The sequence below is a fragment of the Gottfriedia acidiceleris genome (assembly GCF_023115465.1).
Taxonomy (GTDB): domain Bacteria; phylum Bacillota; class Bacilli; order Bacillales; family Bacillaceae_G; genus Gottfriedia; species Gottfriedia acidiceleris_B.
Window position 1 is genome coordinate 786684 of the sequence record NZ_CP096034.1, and the last position, 19291, is coordinate 805974.

A 19291-nucleotide genomic window follows, 5' to 3' on the forward strand; every position below is an offset into this window, starting at 1 on the left:
TGAAAAACTACCTTATCAATTAATTATTAAATTTTCGTGAAAGGAGTAGAGTGGGGTTGATTTCCATTACAGGATGCTCGCTTTCCATGGGGCGAGACCTGAGCCTCCTCGGCAAGCCTGTGGGGTCTCAGCCTTCCCGCTTATCCCATAGGAGTCGAGCATCCCTCCATTCCAATCAACTTATTCATCTAAAAATGTCTGCGATAAACCCTAATCAAATAGCCTTTCCTTAGAGTAATCTAACTTTAATCAGATTGTAGATCAATTAATATTGAACATTTATTAAACTAAACAATCGAATTTGTTTTCTAAAAAAAAGCTTATAATATTTTTAACGTCTAAAAAAATCATTTCTATTGTTATTGAAATAATGAAATTGCTCAGACATACTAACATTTAAAATCATTAAAAAATCATTCAAAAAATGCTAATTTTATCATTATTAAATGTTCATTTAAAGTCCGTTTTCTCTATTGACGTCTTTATATTTCAACACTCTGAAAAAACTGTCTTAAATTAGACAGTTTTTTCTTAAGCTCTTTTTTCAATTGCTAATATAAAAGGAGGATTATTTGCTTGATTAATAAATCGATAAGTTAATACATGTGCTACGTCTTGAGGGATGTTTTGAGCAAAGTTCATTAATGCATCTTTTTCAATTTCTCCGCCTTCATGACCATGATAAATTACAACTACGATAATCCCTTCTGGAGCCATCATTTCAAGTATTTGTTCAATTGCTGAAATGGTAGACTCGGGTATAGTTACAACTGATTTATCACTACCAGGTAAATAACCAAGATTAAAAATTGCACCTTTTAATTTCTCTTGTGATGAAGCTGGGATTACTTTTTTTACTTCTGCATGACTTCTTTGGAATAGTGTAACCTGATTACTTAAATTTTCATTATTTATTCTTTCAGTCGTCTTTTCAATAGCTTGTTCTTGGATATCAAATCCGTAGACGTGTCCAGTTTCACCAACCAATTTTGCTAGAAATACTGTATCATGACCATTCCCTATTGTGGCATCAATGGTAATATCACCTTCATTAACAGTCGATTGGAGAAGCTTTCTAGCGTAAGGTAAAATACGATCTAGAATCATGTTAATTGTACTCGATTATTTGCGTATTTACCTTGCCAGCTATTTCTACGTTCAAACTCACGATCAATTGCATTCAGTACTTCCCATTTTTTTAAGCTCCACATTGGCCCAATTAATAAGTCAGGTGGACCGTCTCCAGTAATACGATGTACGATTACATCACTTGGAATAATTTCAAGCTGATCAACGACTAAGTTAATATAAGCGTCAAAATCCATGAATTCAACTAGTCCTTTTTCATATTGCTTCATCATTGCAGTTCCTTTTAATAGGTGGAGTAAGTGAATTTTAATTCCTTGAATATCAAGTTTAGCAACTTCCATAGCAGTTTCCATCATCATTTCTGGAGTTTCAAGAGGTAACCCGTTAATAATATGAGAACAAATACGGATGTTGTGCTTTCTTAATTTTTCTACGCCTTCTACGTAAGTTTTATAATCGTGTGCACGATTAATAATATTTGCAGTTTTTTCGTGAACAGTTTGTAATCCTAATTCAACCCATAAATAAGTTCGTTTATTTAAATCTGCAAGATATTCAACAACATCATCTGGTAAACAATCCGGTCTTGTTGCGATTGATAAACCTACAACGCCTTCTTGCTCTAATATTGGTTCGAACTTTTGTTTTAATACTTCTACTGGTGCGTGAGTATTTGTGTAAGCTTGGAAATAGCCTAAGTATTTTCCGTTTTGCCATTTCTCATGCATTTTATCTTTTATTTTATGAAATTGAGTTACAACATCTTCAGCTCGATCCCCTGCAAAGTCGCCCGAACCAGATGCGCTACAAAAAGTACAACCTCCAAATGCAACTGTACCATCTCTATTTGGGCAATCAAATCCAGCGTCAATTGAGACTTTAAAAACTTTTTCGCCAAATTGTTGTCTTAAATGATAATTCCATGAGTGATATCTTTTATGATCTATTGTATATGGAAAAGGATTGTTTTTTGTCATTCCTCATCCCTCCCTTAATTTAAGTCAATATTATCGATTTTATCATGCTCTAAAAAGAAAACCAAATGGAAAAACCTTTCTTATTTGTAAAGAAATAATTGTACTCTGATTGAAAGGTTCGGAAATACTATCCTTGAGGTAACCTACATATCGGATACTTCATTAAAGTCTGAAGGGGGTATTTTCTTGGGAATAACGGATCGCAATTTCGGACAAGAACAAGTACAACAAGCTAAACAAGCCTATGATTATGCAGTGCAACAATTAGAAATTGGCATGCGACAAGAGCATTTTAACGGAATCGAGTATTCTGAAGCACAGGCAGGGCTTGAGCAAGCAATTATGATGTTAGAAAAAGTAGAAAACCTTGCAAATTTAGAAAATAGAGATGAATTTAATCGTTTACGTAGACAATTAACACAGCTACAACATCAAATGATTATTACTCCGCACTAAAGGAGATTAGAATATGCAAGAATACGTTCAAGAATATGCAATCCTTGGGAGGAAACCAAAAATGGTTAAAAAGAAATCAAAAAGTAATAATCCTGAACAAACAACTAAGAATAAAACGAAAACAGAATTCTCAGGTGAACTTTCAGCAGTAGATCAAGTCAAAATGAATAACTCTAAAAAAGGTCAACCACAAAGATCAAAGCAGGGGTAAGCTTGAAAGGGAATAGGGAGTAAAGGAAAAGGAAGGTTTGCCTTCCTTTTTTCTTTTTATTTTGGTAATTTTAGGGATTATATGGTTCTTTTCTAATATATTCTAGGTTTTTTGTCCTTCTTATCTATCCCCACTTAATGCGTGCCTCTTGAAACTAGGAAGATTCTCCTCTACAATTAATGAGTTAACGAGATAAAAATAGATAAAAAGGGACAGCTTTGAGGGGAGTACGGGATGCCAAAAAAACTATGGTTTTTGTTAATCGGTATGATTTTAAATGTAACAGGTAATTCTTTTTTATGGCCATTCAATACAGTATATATCCATATTTATTTAGGAAAGTCCTTGTCTGTTGCGGGGCTTATTTTAATGTTTAATTCATTGGCCGGTGTATTTGGTAATATGCTGGGAGGCTGGCTTTTTGATAAATTTGGAGGATATAGGTCAATCCTAACTGGTATTATTATTACGTTTTTGTCGATATTAGGTTTGGTTATTAATCATTCTTGGACATATTACAGTTGTTTCTTCGTAATATTAGGGTTTGGTGTTGGTATTGTATTTCCATCAATGTACGCGATGGTTGGAGCGGCATGGCCAGAGGGTGGTCGTAAAGCTTTTAATGCAATTTATGTAGCTCAAAATCTTGGCGTTGCGATTGGTACGGCTTTAGGTGGAGTAGTTGCAGCCGCAAATATTAATTATATTTTCTCCGCTAATTTGCTATTATATATTATTTTCTTCTTAGTAGCTTTATTTGGATTTAGAGATATTGGTGAACCTAAGCAATTAAAAGAAACACATGTAGAAAAAGCAGAGAAACAAAAATTTTCATTTACTCCTTCAATGAAAGCTCTGATGATTGTTTGTGTTGCGTATGTTTTATGTTGGTTAGTCTATGTTCAATGGCAAACTACGATTGCATCAGAAATGCAAAATCTACACATTGGATTAAAAAAATATAGTCTGTTATGGACTGTAAATGGCGCGCTTATAGTCTTAGCTCAACCAATCGTATCAACCGCGATACGAAAATTTGAGTTAAGTATGAGAAAGCAAATGTTGTTTGGAATTGGATTTTTTATCGCTTCGACTATTCTTGTGAGCACTGCCGATCATTTCTCAATGTTTATGACGGGTATGATCATTTTAACGATTGGCGAAATGTTTGTATGGCCAGCAGTACCAACTATTGCAAATATGCTTGCTCCAAAAGATCGCATAGGGATGTATCAAGGGATTGTAAATAGTGCAGCAACGGTTGGAAGAATGCTTGGACCTGTTATTGGAGGGGCACTTGTTGATACATTTAATATGAGGGTATTATTTATCATATTAGTTCTCTTTTTAGTAATAAGCATGGTCTTCTCTGTGCTTTATGAAAGATTAGTAAAAAAAGTAATAAAAGCTGATCATCAAACTTTTGCTTCTTAAAAATGGGCAATGTATAATTGACCTTTTTCTTTGGTTATAATAAAATGGTATAAATTAAATCTAAATGATCGGCAATGATTGGGAATAGTAGTGAATATGAAGAGGTTTAGAGAGTTGACGGTTGGTGAAAGTCAATCCATTCTATTCATGAACTCGCCCATAAGCCACATTTGTGAACGGTTTTTACCAAGTAATAAATGTCGTGTTCCACGTTACGGAAACAAGTGAATGTATTTTTACATTAATTTGGGTGGTACCGCGGGAAATCCTCTCGTCCCTTTAGGGATGGGAGGATTTTTTTATTTGTAAACGCTAGGGCCACAGCCGAGCCATTTATACATGAAAAAAGGAGGCAATAATATGAGTTTTAATCATGGTACTATTGAACAGAAATGGCAGAAGTATTGGTTAGAAAATAAAACGTTTAAAACAACTGACGATACAAGCAAGCCGAAATTTTATGCACTTGATATGTTCCCTTATCCATCTGGAGCGGGATTACATGTGGGTCATCCAGAAGGGTACACAGCTACTGATATCCTTTCAAGAATGAAAAGAATGCAAGGCTATAATGTACTTCATCCAATGGGGTGGGATGCATTTGGTCTACCTGCAGAACAATACGCATTAGATACAGGTAATGATCCAGCTGAGTTTACTGAAAAAAATATTAATACTTTCCGTAATCAAATTCAGGCACTAGGATTTTCATATGATTGGGATCGTGAAATTAATACAACTGATCCTAATTATTACAAATGGACTCAATGGATTTTCCTAAGAATGGTTGAAAAAGGATTAGCTTATGTAGATGAAGTTCCAGTTAACTGGTGCCCAGCTCTTGGTACAGTTTTAGCTAATGAAGAAGTAATTAATGGAAAAAGTGAGCGCGGAGGACATCCGGTTGAGCGTCGTCCAATGAAGCAATGGATCTTAAAAATTACAGCTTATGCTGATCGATTATTAGAAGATCTAGAAGAATTAGATTGGCCAGAAAGCTTAAAAGAAATGCAACGTAACTGGATTGGCCGTTCTGAAGGTGCTGAAGTTTACTTTAATGTTGATGGATTCGATGAAAAAGTAACAGTATTTACAACACGTCCTGATACATTATTCGGTGCAACTTATGTAGTATTAGCTCCAGAACATGATTTAGTTAATCAAATTACAACAGCTGATCAAAAAGATGCTGTCGAAGCATACATTGATTCAGTTAAATCTAAAAGTGATTTAGAGAGAACTGATTTAGCGAAGGATAAAACAGGTGTTTTCACAGGAGCATATGCAATTAACCCTGTAAATAACGAAAAGCTTCCAATTTGGATTGCTGATTATGTACTTGCAAGCTATGGAACTGGTGCAGTTATGGCAGTACCAGGACATGATGAGCGCGATCACGAATTTGCAGTTAAATTTAAATTACCAATCGTTGAAGTTGTTGAAGGTGGAGACGTTCAAAAAGAAGCTTACGCTGGAGATGGCAAACATGTTAACTCTGATTTCTTAAACGGTTTAAATAAACAAGAAGCTCTTGATAAAATAATCGATTGGTTAGATTTTTCAAAAGCAGGTGAGAAAAAAGTTACGTATCGTCTACGCGATTGGTTATTCTCTCGTCAAAGATATTGGGGAGAGCCAATTCCAGTAATTTTCTGGGAAGATGGTACTATGACAGTTGTTCCTGATGAGGAGTTACCATTAATTCTTCCGAAAACAGAAGATATTCGTCCAAGTGGTACTGGAGAGTCACCATTAGCGAATATTTCTGAATGGGTTAATGTAGTTGATCCAGTAACAGGTAAAAAAGGAAGACGTGAAACAAATACAATGCCACAATGGGGAGGAAGCTGCTGGTATTACTTACGCTATATTGATCCAAATAATAACGAAGCAATCGCAGATTCTGAATTACTAAAGCATTGGTTACCAGTTGATGTATATATTGGAGGAGCAGAGCATGCAGTTCTTCACTTACTATACGCTCGTTTCTGGCATAAATTCCTTTATGATTTAGGTGTAGTTCCTACAAAAGAGCCATTCCAAAAGTTATTCAACCAAGGAATGATCTTAGGAGAAAATAATGAAAAAATGTCTAAGTCTAAAGGGAACGTTGTAAATCCTGATGATATCGTTGCTAGCCATGGTGCTGATACATTACGTTTATATGAAATGTTCATGGGTCCATTAGATGCATCAATCGCTTGGTCAGAAAATGGATTAGATGGTTCTCGTCGCTTCTTAGACCGAGTATGGCGTTTATTTGTTACTGATAATGAAGAGCTTTCAGATAAAATTGTAGAAGACGTTACTTCTAGCAGTCTTGAAAAAACATATCACCAAACAGTAAAGAAAGTAACAGAAGACTTTGAAGGTTTACGCTTTAACACTGCAATTTCACAAATGATGGTGTTTATTAACGAAGCATATAAAGCTGACAAATTACCAAAAGAAATGGTTGAAGGTTTTGTAAAATTAATAGCACCAGTTGCTCCTCATATCGGTGAAGAACTTTGGAGTAAGCTAGGTCATAGTGATTCAATTGCATATGCTACATGGCCAGCATACGATGAAGCTAAGCTTGTAGAAGACGAAATTGAAATTGTAGTACAAATTAATGGTAAAGTAAAAGCGAAATTACTTGTTGCAAAAGATGCTTCACGTGAGCAAATGGAGCAAATTGCATTATCAGACGATGCAGTTAAGGAACAAGTTGAAGGAAAAACTGTTCGAAAAATCATTGCTGTACCAGGTAAATTAGTAAATATCGTTGCAAACTAAATAGTTAATTCGAAAAAACCTCTTTTGAGGTTTTTTCTTTGTTCATTTCTTGTGTTTGCTTTCTTATAAACTCATCCTCCCCCTCAAGTGGGAAAGAATTAAACTTACTTTTTGCATAGAAAATAATTAGTTGTTAAGATGTTCCTATAAAGAAAGGATGAGCAATGATGAAGACAATTTCTGCAAATGAAGTTAAAGAGCGTTTAGAGTCAGGAGAAACGCTATTTTTAGTAGATGTACGAGAAGACTATGAGGTTGAGTATGGAAAAATTCCAGAAGCAGTTCATATTCCAATGGGGCAAATTCCTAGCAAATTAGATGTTTTTAATAAAGAATTTGAATACATTTTTATTTGTAAGGCAGGCGTTCGTAGTGAGAATGTTTGTGAGTATTTAAATGAGCTAGGCTATAAGGCGATCAACATGGAAGGTGGAATGATGGCCTGGGAAGGCGAGATCAAATAAAAAAATTTATCTGTATCAATATTTTGTCTACCTACTGAAATCCAACGTTTTTGTTGGATTTTTTTGATTTAGACGGTTTAATTTAGGCTAATGTTTTTTGCCATAAGGAATATTAACCAGGGAGTTGTGACATATATTAAAGTAGAACCTCATATATTTTTTCATTGAGGCTTTGCTTGTTAGAAAGGAGGGGGTTGATTTGCCTAAAACATTAAAAATTGATATTACCGATAAGATAATTGGTAAATTTAAAGATGGGCATATGGAGTTGTATTCTTCAAAGTATTTAATTGGAAAGTTTTACTTTAAAGACTTAAAACAATCTTTCCAATTGGCAGAAGGGTATGTTGAAGAGGATGGACGATTCTATTTATTAGTGAACTTGCAACACGAACAATCGAACGCTCGCCTTTGACCTTTAAATTAGGGACGGTGGATTTGTGCCAAAGAAAAATAAAATAAGCGAAAAGCATAAGTTAAAACTAGAAAATCAGTTTGATTGTTTTTCGAATACAACTATGGCAATAAGCTTGGGGAATAACAGGTTAACTTTTATAAAGTTGCTTAAGAATCAATCCTTATGCTTTTCTATATGTAAAGATTATAGGACCTAGCGAAAAAATAAATTCGTTCGGTCCTTTGTTTATTTCTTAAAAATTCGTTTGAGAGTATTCTGCAGCTGATGCTCCTGCTAATCTACCAGTTACCAAAGCTGCGGTTATGTTATAGCCACCAGTGTAACCGTGAATATCTAATATTTCTCCACAAAAATAAAGACCATTCATGATTTTAGAAGACATTTCTTTTGGATGAACTTCCTTTGTTGAGACACCACCGCCTGTCACGAATGCTTTTTCAATTGAAAGAGTTCCGTTTACTACAAATGAAAAACCTTTAAATAATCGGACAAGCTCTCTTAATTTCATAGTAGCAATTTCATTACAAGGAGTCGCCTCTTCAATTCCACATTTTGAAAGCAAAAATAGTAAATATCTTTCAGGTACATAACCTTTTAGAACGTTCTTAATCGCTTTTTTAGGTTCTTCTTTTAGCATACTGTTTACGTCTTGGAATAGTGATTCCTCATTTTGCTCGGGGAAACAATCAATCGCCATCGTAACATTTTTTGTTTTAAACTTCTGTTGTACTTTATAGACAAATTGGCTACAACGTAGTGCGGCAGGGCCTGAAATTCCAAAATGAGTAAAGAGCATGTCCATTTTATGGGCTATCACTTTTTTACCTTTTGGATTTAATACACTTAATTCTACGTCTCTTAAAGCAAGGCCTTGTAATGATTTATTTTGAATAAAATCTTCACTTGAAGTGATAGGTACTTCTGTAGGAAAGAGTTCAGTTATTGTATGACCAGCTTTTTTTGCCCAAGCATATCCGTCACCTGTCGAACCTGTGTGCGGAACAGATTTACCACCTACCGCAAGGACAACACTTTTTGAGTGAATGACTGTTCGGTCATCCAATAGGATTCCTACTACTTTTCCATCTTCATAGAGTACGTCTTTAACAGATCTATTGGTCTGAATATCTACATGATGTTTTTTTAGTTTTTGCATTAATGCATTTAATACTGATTTTGAGTCATTTGATACAGGAAACATTCTCCCGTGATCCTCTTCTTTTAATGCGACTCCCATGTTTTCAAAAAACCGTATGATATCCTCGTTATTATAGATGGAGAATGCGCTATATAAAAATCGGCCATTTCCAGGTATATGTTTAATAACTTCCTCTATAGGTAAGCGATTTGTTACGTTACAACGACCACCACCTGATATAAGGAGTTTTTGTCCTAATTTAGTTCCTTTTTCAAGTAAAAGTACTTTAGCTTTGTTTTCAGCAGCGCTAATTGCAGCCATCAGGCCAGAAGTTCCGCCACCAATTACAATCACGTCATAAACCATTATTTCACTACTTTCGTTACAAATTTCTTTTAGTAAGTTTACCATTATTTCAAGTAAGCTCCAACTTCTTATCATTTTTTAATTTTTTCTTTTTATATGATATGGTAAGATAGATTAGTTAGTTTGATCGAGAATTGGTAGGAGGCAGTTTATGTCAGATTCAAAATTGCTACGAGGTACCTTCATATTAACTGCTGGTACATTTTTAATAAAATTTCTAGGAATGATTTATACATTCCCTTTTTATGCGTTAGTTGGTTCAAAAGGGTCTGCATTATATAATTATGGTTACGTTCCATATACATTGTTCATCAGTATAGCTACTGCAGGTGTACCGTTAGCTGTAGCAAAGTTCGTTTCGAAGTACAATGCTATTGAAGAATATGAAACAAGTAGAAGGCTTTTTCATGCAAGTCAGTTACTTCTAATTTGTACGGGTATTTTTTCATTTTTAACGTTATATATCATTGCACCTTATATCGCACCTCTTATGATTCCAAAGGATACAAAAGGTAATAGTGTAGAAGATGTAGTTACAGTTATGCGAATAGTAAGTACTGCATTAATATTAGTACCTTCTCAAAGTTTGTATAGAGGTTTTTTTCAGGGGCATCAATCAACAGGTCCAACTACTGTTTCACAGCTAATTGAACAAATTGTACGTATTGTATTTACATTAGTTGGAAGTTATATCATTCTAAAAGTTATGGGTGGAACAATTACTCAAGCAGTAGGGTTATCAACGTTTGCAGCTACAATTGGTGCTGTAGGTGGTATTTTAAACTTACTATGGTATTGGAGAAAGCGAAAAGTTCATTTAGATGAACTTCTTCCAAAATCAAAAGGATTGATCTATCCTACTAAAATAGAAATGTTCAAAGAATTATTTTCTTATTCAATTCCGTATGTGTTTGTTGGACTTGCTATCCCGTTATATCAATTGGTGGATCAGTTTACTTACAATCGAGCAATGGAAGCAATTGGATTAAAAGATATTGCAGAGAATACTTATGTAATGTTTTCATACACAAGTCACAAGCTAGTAATGATTCCAGTATCATTAGCAACGGCATTTGGTTTAACACTTGTTCCCGCTATAACTGAAGCATTCGTAAATAAAAATCATAAAAAGCTACAAAGTCAAATTACCCAAACCTACCAGGTTGTATTTTTCCTAACACTTCCTGCAGTAGTAGGTATATCAGTTTTGGCAGAACCGATTTATAGTGCTTTTTATCAAAAAAGTACACTTGGTGGAAGTATATTAGGTTTTTATGCTCCAGTAGCTTTATTGTATTCACTTTTCACAGTAAATGTAGCCATTTTACAAGGTTTAGATAAACAAAAATATGCGATTATTGGTTTAATAGGCGGAGTAATATTAAAAATAATATTAAATGTACCATTAATTCATATATTTAAAACATATGGCGCGGTATCAGCGACTGCATTAGGCTATTTATTTTCAATCGTATACAATTTCTATTATATCCGTAAAAATGCGCAGTTCTCTTTCAATAAAGTGTTTAGAAGGATTATCTTTATGATTATCTTATCTGGCTTAATGGCCGGAGCGGTTTATGCTGTAGAATACGTATTAGGATTCTGGTGGACTTATAAAGATGGTCGAATGATTTCAATGTTCCTTATCATCATTGGAGCAATTGTAGGGGCTATTGTTTACTTAGGTGTTGCATACAAATTAAACTTATTTGAAGTGATTTTAGGAGCTCGTTTAAAGAATCGTTTTAAGTTTGGAAAAAGAGGATAAAAATATATGGTGAACCTTCTTTTGTAATGGTTCACCTTTTTTTACACATTAAGAGTGTATAAATTGACAGCGGAGAAGAAAAACGGCGTAGAAGGCAATTTCAAGAATTAACGCGACTACGCCTCTAGCTTCGCTAAAAAACTCGCTAATCGGCGAGTTTTCTTAAACTTTTATTTTAGAAAGAAAAGGTGCTAATTAATGAGAATTGATAAAATTTTAGCCAATATGGGATATGGCAGTAGAAAAGAAGTAAAGTCTCTACTAAAACAAGGTGTTGTCAAAGTTGGAGATCATATTGTAAAAAGCCCAAAAGAGCATGTAGATATTGAACAGCAAGTTGTAACGGTAAATGGTGAAGTAGTAGAGTATAAAGAGTTTGTTTATTTAATGATGAACAAACCACCAGGTGTAATATCTGCTACAGAAGATTCTGAGCATGAAACTGTAATCGGATTATTAGAATATGAGGATATCATTTTCGAGCCATTTCCAGTTGGGCGTTTAGATAAAGATACGGAAGGATTGTTATTAATTACGAATGATGGTCATTTAGCACATCAATTACTTTCTCCTAAAAAACACGTACCAAAGAAATATTATGCAACGATTGATGGAGTAGTAACTGAATCTGACATTAAAGCATTTGAAAAAGGCGTAACACTAGAGGATGGATATTTAACAAAACCTGGCTATTTAACAATTCTTAAATCGGGAGAAGAATCTGAGATTGAATTAGTTATAATGGAAGGTAAATTCCATCAAGTTAAAAGAATGTTTGAAGCAGTAGGAAAGAAAGTTACTTACTTAAAAAGACTTGAGATGGGTCCTTTAAAGTTAGATGAAAATTTAGAGTTAGGTGAATATCGAGAATTGACTGATGAAGAGATTGACCTATTAAAATCAGTTAACGAAGTAAATAAGTGTTAAGTATAAATAGGGTTAGATGAATCAAAATGTAAACTTAAAGTTTAATCGGATATCACTAATAGATTATTAATAGAGAGCCAAAAGAAAAACAAAAACCCTTGATTAGACGTCAGACAAGACAATCATAGGTTTTTGTTTTTCGTTTTACGAAGAAGCTTTTACTTTTTTCCCTGTTACGGCCCATTTTCCCCTACTTGGACTATAAACTAGATTATTAAACTCTAAAATGTTTAAATCACGTTGGATTGTTCTAGGTGTAATACCAAACTCCTCCACTAGGTCTTTTGTAGAAACGGTGCCATTTTCACTAATGTACATGTAAATGGCTTTAATTCGAGTCAGCATTCGAGAAGTTCCAGAATTCAAAAAACCACTCCTTTACCTACCGCATTGTTTCATAACAGGTTAGTTAAGTATTTTACTAGTTAAGCTTATATTTTCATTTTACTCTTTTTCAGTAGTTTCATAACGAAATTTATGAAAATAATACAAAAATTTAATGAAAATTTGCGCAAACGTAATCATTTTGCAAGTTTAAGGTAATATATTCTACAAAGAATGTCATATTCCTTCTTTTTTCGTTCCATTTATGAATAAATTATGTTTAAATTTTAAAAGATGATAAACTATTTATATTAAAGGAGGTATTTCTATGACACAAATTAATTGGATGGAAGAAGTTTTAAAACGTAAAGAAGATTATTTAAAGCAAACGATTGAACTTCTTAATATTGAAAGCGTTTATGATGAAGCGACAATTACAAAAGAAGCACCTATGGGTAAAGGTATTAATGAAGCACTTACATACATGTTAAATTTAGGTGAAAAAGACGGGTTTATTCCTAAAAATGTTGATGGATATGCTGGCCACTTAGAAATGGGAAGCGGCGAAGAACTAGTAGGAATTCTTTGCCACTTAGATGTTGTACCTGCTGGAGATGGATGGTCTCATGATCCATTTGATGCAATTATTAAAGATGGCAATATTTATGCACGAGGCGCAATTGATGATAAGGGACCTACAATGGCTGCTTATTATGCAATGAAGATTGTTAAAGAATTAGGTTTACCAATTAATAAACGTGTTCGTATGATTCTTGGAACAGATGAAGAAAGCCAATGGCGTTGTGTTGATCACTACTTTGAAAAAGAAGAAATGCCTACAATGGGCTTTGCACCTGATGCAGATTTCCCAATTATTTACGCTGAAAAGGGTATATTAGATATTAATTTCAAACAAATGCAGTTAAATGAAGACAACGAGAGTGAATATAAATTAGTTTCATTTTCTTCAGGTAGAAGAGTAAATATGGTACCCGATTATGCAAAAGCGATCGTTTCAGGACCAAACTTTGATCAAGAAGCATTTACAAAACATATTAGTGAGCTAGGATGTAAAGCTCAAGTTTCTCAAGAAAATGGACACCAAGTTTTAGCAGTAGAAGGCGTTTCGGTTCATGGAATGGAACCTGATAAAGGTAAGAATGCAGGTATTGCATTAGCTAGCTTTTTAAATCAATTTGAATTTAATGTTAATGCTGATCGATTCTTAAAGTTTATCGTTGAAAACTTTAAAGGTGACTCTCGTGGTAAAAACATGGGCGTTGCGTTTAATGATGATATTACTGGAGATTTAACAATTAATTTAGGAATTATGCAATACGAAGAAAATAATGGTGGTTCATTTGGGTTAACTTTACGTTATCCAGTAACAACTGATATTGACTTTGTTATTTCAACACTTACTGAACGTGGAAATAAATATAGCTTTGAATTTAATGAAATTAAAAATTCTAAGCCTCACCATGTACCAAAAGATCACCCATTAATTCAAACTTTACAAAAAGTATATGAAGAGCAAACGGGTGAGGAAGCAACATTGTTAACAATCGGTGGTGGCACATACGCTCGTTCACTAAGTGCAGGAGTAGCTTTTGGACCATTATTCCTAGGGAAACCAGAAGTAGCTCACCAAAAAGACGAATATGCTGAAATTGATGATCTATTAAAAGCAATTGCAATTTATGCACAGTCGATTGCTGAATTAGTTAAGTAATATAGTTTTAGACTGATTAAACGACTCGATATTTTGAGACAATAAGGTTAAAACGAGCGTTTTTCGTCAGTAAGGGGGAGAAAATTTCCTCCCCTTTTTTATGTATTTTTTTTAGGAGTTGAGAATAATTTTGAACACATTACAAGCACGTAAAAATAGCATCTTACTTATTTTTAAGGGCTATTATTTTTGTTTATTTTTTGCAATAGGATCATTAGGACCTTTACTTTCTTCTTACTTTAAAAATGTGTTGGATTTATCAACTTCACAAATTGGAATATTAATGTCTCTAACACCAATCGTTGCTATTTTTTCACAGCCTCTATGGGGAATGGTTAGTGATATGACGCTTAATCCTAAAAAAATGTTGCTTATAGCGCAAATCTCCACAATAATAATTGCACTTTTCTATTCCACAATCACTTCGTATGGCATGCTTTTATTTGTTGTCATCATGTTATCGATGACACAAAGTGCTTTAATCCCTCTTTCAGATAGTATTGCACTGAATTATGTCCAAAAAATTGGTGGGAATTACGGAGCTATACGATTATATGGCTCAATTGGTTTTGCATTAGCTGTATTAGTTTCGGGAAGATTAGCTGAAGTTTTCGGTTTAGTCATTATATTTTTCGTATTTGCTTTTTGTATTCTTGTCGGCTTAGGTATTTCAATTTTTATTCCTAACGCTACAACAATTAGTAAAAGGGAGCCGATCTTAAAAGGAGTCCCGATTTTGCTATCTAATAAAAGATTTTTATTATTTTTAATTTGTGCCTTTTTAGTTTTTGGACCAATTAGTGCAAATAATACTTACTTCGGTTTATATATTCAATCTTTAGGTGGAACATTAACAGGTGTTGGTATTGCATTTCTAATTTCTGCAGGTAGTGAGGCACCATTTTTGCAAGTAGCCAAGAGATTAATTAATCGTTTTGGGATATATAATATATTAATTGCAACCGCTTTAGTATCGGCTTTAAGATGGTATTTTTATTTTACAAATCCTCCGATTTCGATACTTTTTTTATCTTGTCTTACACAAGGACTATCGGTTGGGTTATTTATTCCAGCAGCTCTCCAGTTTGTAAGAGATCAGGCACCGGATTCTTTAAAAGCAACGGCTATTACAATTTATTCTGGTTTAGGCTTAGGGTTGGGCGAATGGTTCTGTACTTTCATAAGTGGATTTATATCAGAGGCATTTTCAATTAAAGCCATTTATATTTTATTTGGTTCTCTTAGTATAGTTGCGGTTGGAATCATGCAATACTTAAAAAAGGATTCTAATATTAAGGATAAAAAGGAGATTGCCTAATTTGAGTGAACATTATTTTCTTGCTGTTCCTTTGCCAATACAAATAAAAGAAATTTTAGATGATTATTCAAAAAGATGGTATACAAAATTACCTTTAAAGAAATGGACTTTTAAAGATGATTTTCATATTACTTTATCATTTTTAGGTCCAGTTACATATACAAAAAGTGTAGAGCTTATGGATCAACTAAAAAATGAGCTTAACGATTTTAAAAGTTTTAATTTGTCGATACACCAGTTAGGTATTTTTGGAAGTACAAGACAGCCACGTGTATGGTGGTTTGGTATAGAGAATAGTGTTGAATTATTGGAGTTACAAAATAGAATTAGTAAGATATGTGAAGAAAGCGGTTTTTCAATTGATAAACGACCATATAATCCGCATATTACAATCGCAAAGAAATATAATGATAGGTTCGATAAAGACTTTGAAATCCCACTTAGTTGGGAAGAAGAACCTTTAAAGTTTAAAGTGAATGAAGTCATTTTATATAAGATTCAACCTTCTCAAAAACCAAGTTACCATATTGCTGAATCCATTTCATTAAAGTAAAAAATAATATTTGAAATCTTGAACAAATTGATGAAATATAAGAAATATTTGAAGAAACTAACGAATATTTTCAGAAGAAGCATGAAAGCAGAATGTTAACATCATGTTTGTTTTGAATCCATTTTAACTATTTGTGAATATACTAATCATATCGATTTAATAAATAACGAAAATGCGTAGTTTTTATGTAAAAGTTTTAAATTTATAGTCTGGATGGTGAATAGCGTTGTTTCATATTAAAAGAGCTTTTGAAGCTTATATAGATGGATTTCAAGAAATAACAATGATTATTCCCAAATCGAACAAACATACAGTGCATTCATATTTTGAACTAATTGAAGAGGATGGTCGGAAAACTAGGCTTCCTGTTGTATCTCGAATAGAGTTTGAAAGATTTTTTAAATATACTGTTTTAACTACTGAAGTTCTTTTGTTAGAAAAAAAGTATGAGATTGAAGATGAATTTGGTATTCGCACAGATTTACAAGTAGGTGGAGTTATTCGTTCGAAGGATTTTGATGAAAAATATGCTTATGATGGAGAGGATTTAGGTGCGGTTTACACACGTAAATCTACACAATTTAAATTATGGGCACCTACTGCTTCAAAGGTTAAGTTAAGAATTTATGAAGAATATGGTGAAGAAGAAAAGTTTACTGAAATGTCTATGGATAGAGATGGAAGAGGGACATGGAAAACAGTCATCGATCTTGATTGTGACGGATTAGTTTATAATTTTTTAGTATGTGTGAATCTGATTTGGCGAGAAGCGGTCGATCCTTATGCAAAAGCAGTTACTGTAAATGGTAAACATAGTGTAGTTATCGATTTATCGAAGAGTAGCAAAGTTAGTAAAGTAAATAGTACACCACCAAGTAAGTATACTGATTGTATTATTTACGAAGCCAGTATTCGAGATTTTACCTCACATCCACTAAGTGGGATTCAAAAAAAGGGGTCTTTTCAAGGATTTTATGAAAAAAATACGGTGTACAATGGTTTTTCAACAGGTTTGGATTATCTATGCAAACTAGGAGTTACACATATTGAATTATTACCATTTTTTGATTTTGAAGGAATAGATGAAAATAACCCTTTCCAAAGCTATAATTGGGGCTATAATCCTTTGAATTTTAATGCACCAGAAGGTAGTTATAGTTTAAAACCGGATGAACCAATCGAAAGAATAAATGAATTAAAGAAACTTATTTCAGTTTATCATGAACATGGTTTACGGATTATTATGGATGTTGTTTACAATCATGTGTATGAATTACAAACTAGCCAATTCGAAAAAATTGTACCAGGATATTATTTTAGACAAGATGAACGTGGTTTACCATCGAATGGAACAGGAGTAGGAAATGATTTTGCCTCTGAAAGATTGATGGCTAGACGTTTTATTCTACAATCAATAAAATATTGGACTAAAGAATATGACATTGATGGGTTTAGATTTGATTTAATGGGAATATTGGATACGGATACAATGAATGAAATTGTAACTGAACTGACAATCTTAAAACCAGAAATAATCATTTTTGGAGAAGGTTGGGATTTAAATACAGCATTAAATCCATCTTCTCGAAAAGCAACAATAAACCAAAGTCATCAATTATCAATGGTTGGATTTTTTAATGATAAATTTCGCGATGGAATAAAAGGAAGTACTTTTTCATTTCAAGAAATAGGGTTTATACAGGGCAATAATATTCATAATGATTACTTGTCCGATTTACTTTTAGGAAGCGTTGGGATTAATAAACAAGTAAATTTATTTAAAGAGCCATATCAATCGATCAATTATGTTGAATCACATGATAATCATACTATGTGGGACAGATTAAAGCTTTCCAATCAGAAAGAGCATGAGGAAATACTTAAGAAAAGGCATTTACTTGGAACAAGTATTGTATTATTTTCGTTTGGTGTACCGTTTCTTCATAGTGGCCAGGAGTTTTTTCGAACAAAAAAGGGGATCGAAAACAGTTATAATTCAGGCGATACAATCAATAGTATTGATTGGGCAAAAGCAGAACGTGAAGCGTCATCGATTGAAATTGTTAAATATTTTATCGCAATTCGAAAGCGCTTTAATAGTTTCCGTTTTTCTTTAAAAGAAGAAATAGAAAAGTATGTAACGCCAGTCAAGATTCATCGAGATTTAATTGGGTATCGAATAAGCGGATTAGAAGAAATCGATCAAGTTAAAGAGATAATGGTGTTATTTCATAATGGCCTAAGTGATATTTATATTGATTTAGGAAATGAAGAAGACAATTGGGAATATATATGGGATGGTCATAATCATTATGTTAATAAAGGGATGAAAGTGGATTGTAATAAATTACCAATGCCATCACTTTCGACTGTTGTATTAGTAAAATACTAGCAACTACTTGCAGATTCTAATTAAACAATGTAAACTTGTAAAAGATGGCTTATTACAGCTGATTGTAATAGGCTATCTTTCTTTTTGTAATAAAATAATTTTAAATACAAACATAGATAACAACAAGGAACGGAAGAACAATGGATAATCATATACAAGAAATACTCGGAAAAGAATGGACAATCTCGCCAGCCGGTGGCTTTACTGGTGAAGCGTATATAGCAGAAAATAATGATAAGAGATTATTTCTAAAACGAAATTCTTCTCCTTTTTTAGCAGTTTTATCAGCAGCTGGCTTTGTTCCAAAATTAGTTTGGACTAGAAGACTAGAAAATGGTGATGTACTTACTGCTCAAGAGTGGGTGATTGCACGTAGTTTAGAACCTTATGAGCTCTCTGTGAAAGGGGTTGCGCAATTTTTATATCGTATCCATTCCTCCAAAGAATTGTTATATATGTTAACGAAGCTCGGGATCAATCCTTTAGAACCTCAGGATTTACTACAAACTATTGTAGGTAATCTTACTGAAGAGTTTACACAAAGTCAGATCATTGTAAAAGGTATCGAATATTTAGAGGAAAATATGCCATCTTTTGATTCAGAGGATTTAGTCGTTTGTCATAGTGATTTAAATCATCATAATTGGTTACTTACTGAGACAAATAATCTATATTTAATCGATTGGGATGAGGCAATTATTGCTGATAAAGCATTTGATTTGGGCATGTTTTTATTCACCTATGTAGAACAAAACGATTGGGACAAATGGCTTCGAAATTATGGAATAAAATTAACGGAAGACCTATTAAATCGAATGACTTGGTATGTAGTCGCTCAAACAATCATTTGGATTAAATGGTATACTCTTCGTGAAAATGAAAAGCAGACTCAAAAAATGAAGAGCCTGCTAGAGAAGATATTAGATTAAATAAAAATTTCCTC

17 protein-coding genes and 1 other annotated feature are annotated in these 19291 nt (G+C 33.3%); of the genes, 13 read left to right on the top strand and 4 right to left on the bottom strand.

Annotated features, from left to right (window positions below; genetic code table 11):
* Positions 1–531: 531 nt before the first annotated feature.
* On the bottom strand, positions 532–1107 hold the full coding sequence (locus MY490_RS03725) for a tRNA 5-(aminomethyl)-2-thiouridylate-methyltransferase MnmM (RefSeq protein WP_248268037.1): 576 nt from the start codon (positions 1105–1107) through the stop codon (positions 532–534).
* Entirely contained in the window at positions 1104–2066 is a 963-nt protein-coding gene (locus MY490_RS03730) for a tRNA modification radical SAM protein MnmL/YtqA (protein ID WP_248268038.1), read from the bottom strand. Before MY490_RS03730 ends, MY490_RS03725 begins: the two co-directional genes overlap by 4 nt.
* Before the next feature lie 192 nt (positions 2067–2258).
* Here MY490_RS03730 and MY490_RS03735 point away from each other — a divergent pair, with 192 nt between their 5' ends.
* From MY490_RS03735 to MY490_RS03760, 6 genes are all read left to right on the top strand, one after another.
* The gene (locus MY490_RS03735; RefSeq protein ID WP_248269313.1) at positions 2259–2522 is read left to right on the top strand and encodes a DUF2524 family protein; all 264 of its coding nucleotides are present in this window, start codon (positions 2259–2261) and stop codon (positions 2520–2522) included.
* A 61-nt stretch (positions 2523–2583) separates the two neighbouring features.
* The gene (locus MY490_RS03740; protein ID WP_098426600.1) at positions 2584–2733 is read left to right on the top strand and encodes a glycogen biosynthesis protein GlgD; all 150 of its coding nucleotides are present in this window, start codon (positions 2584–2586) and stop codon (positions 2731–2733) included.
* A gap of 234 nt (positions 2734–2967) precedes the next feature.
* Positions 2968–4167 carry an MDR family MFS transporter gene (locus tag MY490_RS03745; protein ID WP_248268039.1) on the top strand — a complete coding sequence of 400 codons (1200 nt, stop codon included), beginning with the start codon at positions 2968–2970 and terminating at the stop codon, positions 4165–4167.
* 65 nt (positions 4168–4232) lie between these two features.
* Positions 4233–4449 (top strand) — a binding site (T-box leader).
* Between the two features lie 78 nt (positions 4450–4527).
* Positions 4528–6945 (top strand): leucine--tRNA ligase, encoded by a 2418-nt coding sequence (gene leuS / locus MY490_RS03750; RefSeq protein WP_248268040.1) that lies wholly within the window; start codon positions 4528–4530, stop codon positions 6943–6945.
* Positions 6946–7109: 164 nt separating this feature from the next.
* Entirely contained in the window at positions 7110–7409 is a 300-nt protein-coding gene (locus MY490_RS03755) for a rhodanese-like domain-containing protein (protein ID WP_248268041.1), read from the top strand.
* A gap of 199 nt (positions 7410–7608) precedes the next feature.
* Positions 7609–7824, top strand: coding sequence for a DUF2553 family protein (locus MY490_RS03760; RefSeq protein WP_181869228.1), 216 nt, complete (start codon positions 7609–7611; stop codon positions 7822–7824).
* Between the two features lie 235 nt (positions 7825–8059).
* Here MY490_RS03760 and MY490_RS03765 read toward each other — a convergent pair whose 3' ends face one another.
* Positions 8060–9331, bottom strand: coding sequence for a BaiN/RdsA family NAD(P)/FAD-dependent oxidoreductase (locus MY490_RS03765; protein WP_248269314.1), 1272 nt, complete (start codon positions 9329–9331; stop codon positions 8060–8062).
* Between the two features lie 151 nt (positions 9332–9482).
* Here MY490_RS03765 and MY490_RS03770 point away from each other — a divergent pair, with 151 nt between their 5' ends.
* Positions 9483–11102, top strand: coding sequence for a putative polysaccharide biosynthesis protein (locus MY490_RS03770; protein ID WP_248268042.1), 1620 nt, complete (start codon positions 9483–9485; stop codon positions 11100–11102).
* A 198-nt stretch (positions 11103–11300) separates the two neighbouring features.
* On the top strand, positions 11301–12029 hold the full coding sequence (locus tag MY490_RS03775; protein ID WP_248268043.1) for a pseudouridine synthase: 729 nt from the start codon (positions 11301–11303) through the stop codon (positions 12027–12029).
* A 144-nt stretch (positions 12030–12173) separates the two neighbouring features.
* Here the strand turns inward: MY490_RS03775 and MY490_RS03780 are convergent, their stop codons facing one another.
* Positions 12174–12374 (bottom strand): DeoR family transcriptional regulator, encoded by a 201-nt coding sequence (locus MY490_RS03780; RefSeq protein WP_056473526.1) that lies wholly within the window; start codon positions 12372–12374, stop codon positions 12174–12176.
* Between the two features lie 307 nt (positions 12375–12681).
* On the opposite strand from MY490_RS03780, the gene pepV reads away from it, so the two are divergent.
* The 5 genes from pepV (at position 12682) to MY490_RS03805 (ending at position 19277) form a co-directional block, all read left to right on the top strand.
* Positions 12682–14085 carry a dipeptidase PepV gene (gene pepV, locus MY490_RS03785; RefSeq protein ID WP_248268044.1) on the top strand — a complete coding sequence of 468 codons (1404 nt, stop codon included), beginning with the start codon at positions 12682–12684 and terminating at the stop codon, positions 14083–14085.
* A 130-nt stretch (positions 14086–14215) separates the two neighbouring features.
* Entirely contained in the window at positions 14216–15403 is a 1188-nt protein-coding gene (locus MY490_RS03790) for an MFS transporter (RefSeq protein ID WP_248268045.1), read from the top strand.
* A gap of 1 nt (position 15404) precedes the next feature.
* Positions 15405–15956: an RNA 2',3'-cyclic phosphodiesterase gene (gene thpR, locus MY490_RS03795; RefSeq protein ID WP_248268046.1), complete on the top strand. Its 552-nt coding sequence runs from the start codon at positions 15405–15407 to the stop codon at positions 15954–15956.
* A gap of 226 nt (positions 15957–16182) precedes the next feature.
* Positions 16183–18348 (top strand): type I pullulanase, encoded by a 2166-nt coding sequence (gene pulA, locus MY490_RS03800; protein WP_248268047.1) that lies wholly within the window; start codon positions 16183–16185, stop codon positions 18346–18348.
* 140 nt (positions 18349–18488) lie between these two features.
* A complete protein-coding gene (locus MY490_RS03805) occupies positions 18489–19277 on the top strand; it encodes a phosphotransferase family protein (protein WP_248268048.1) in 789 nt (262 codons plus the stop codon).
* The last annotated feature ends 14 nt before the right edge of the window (positions 19278–19291 follow it).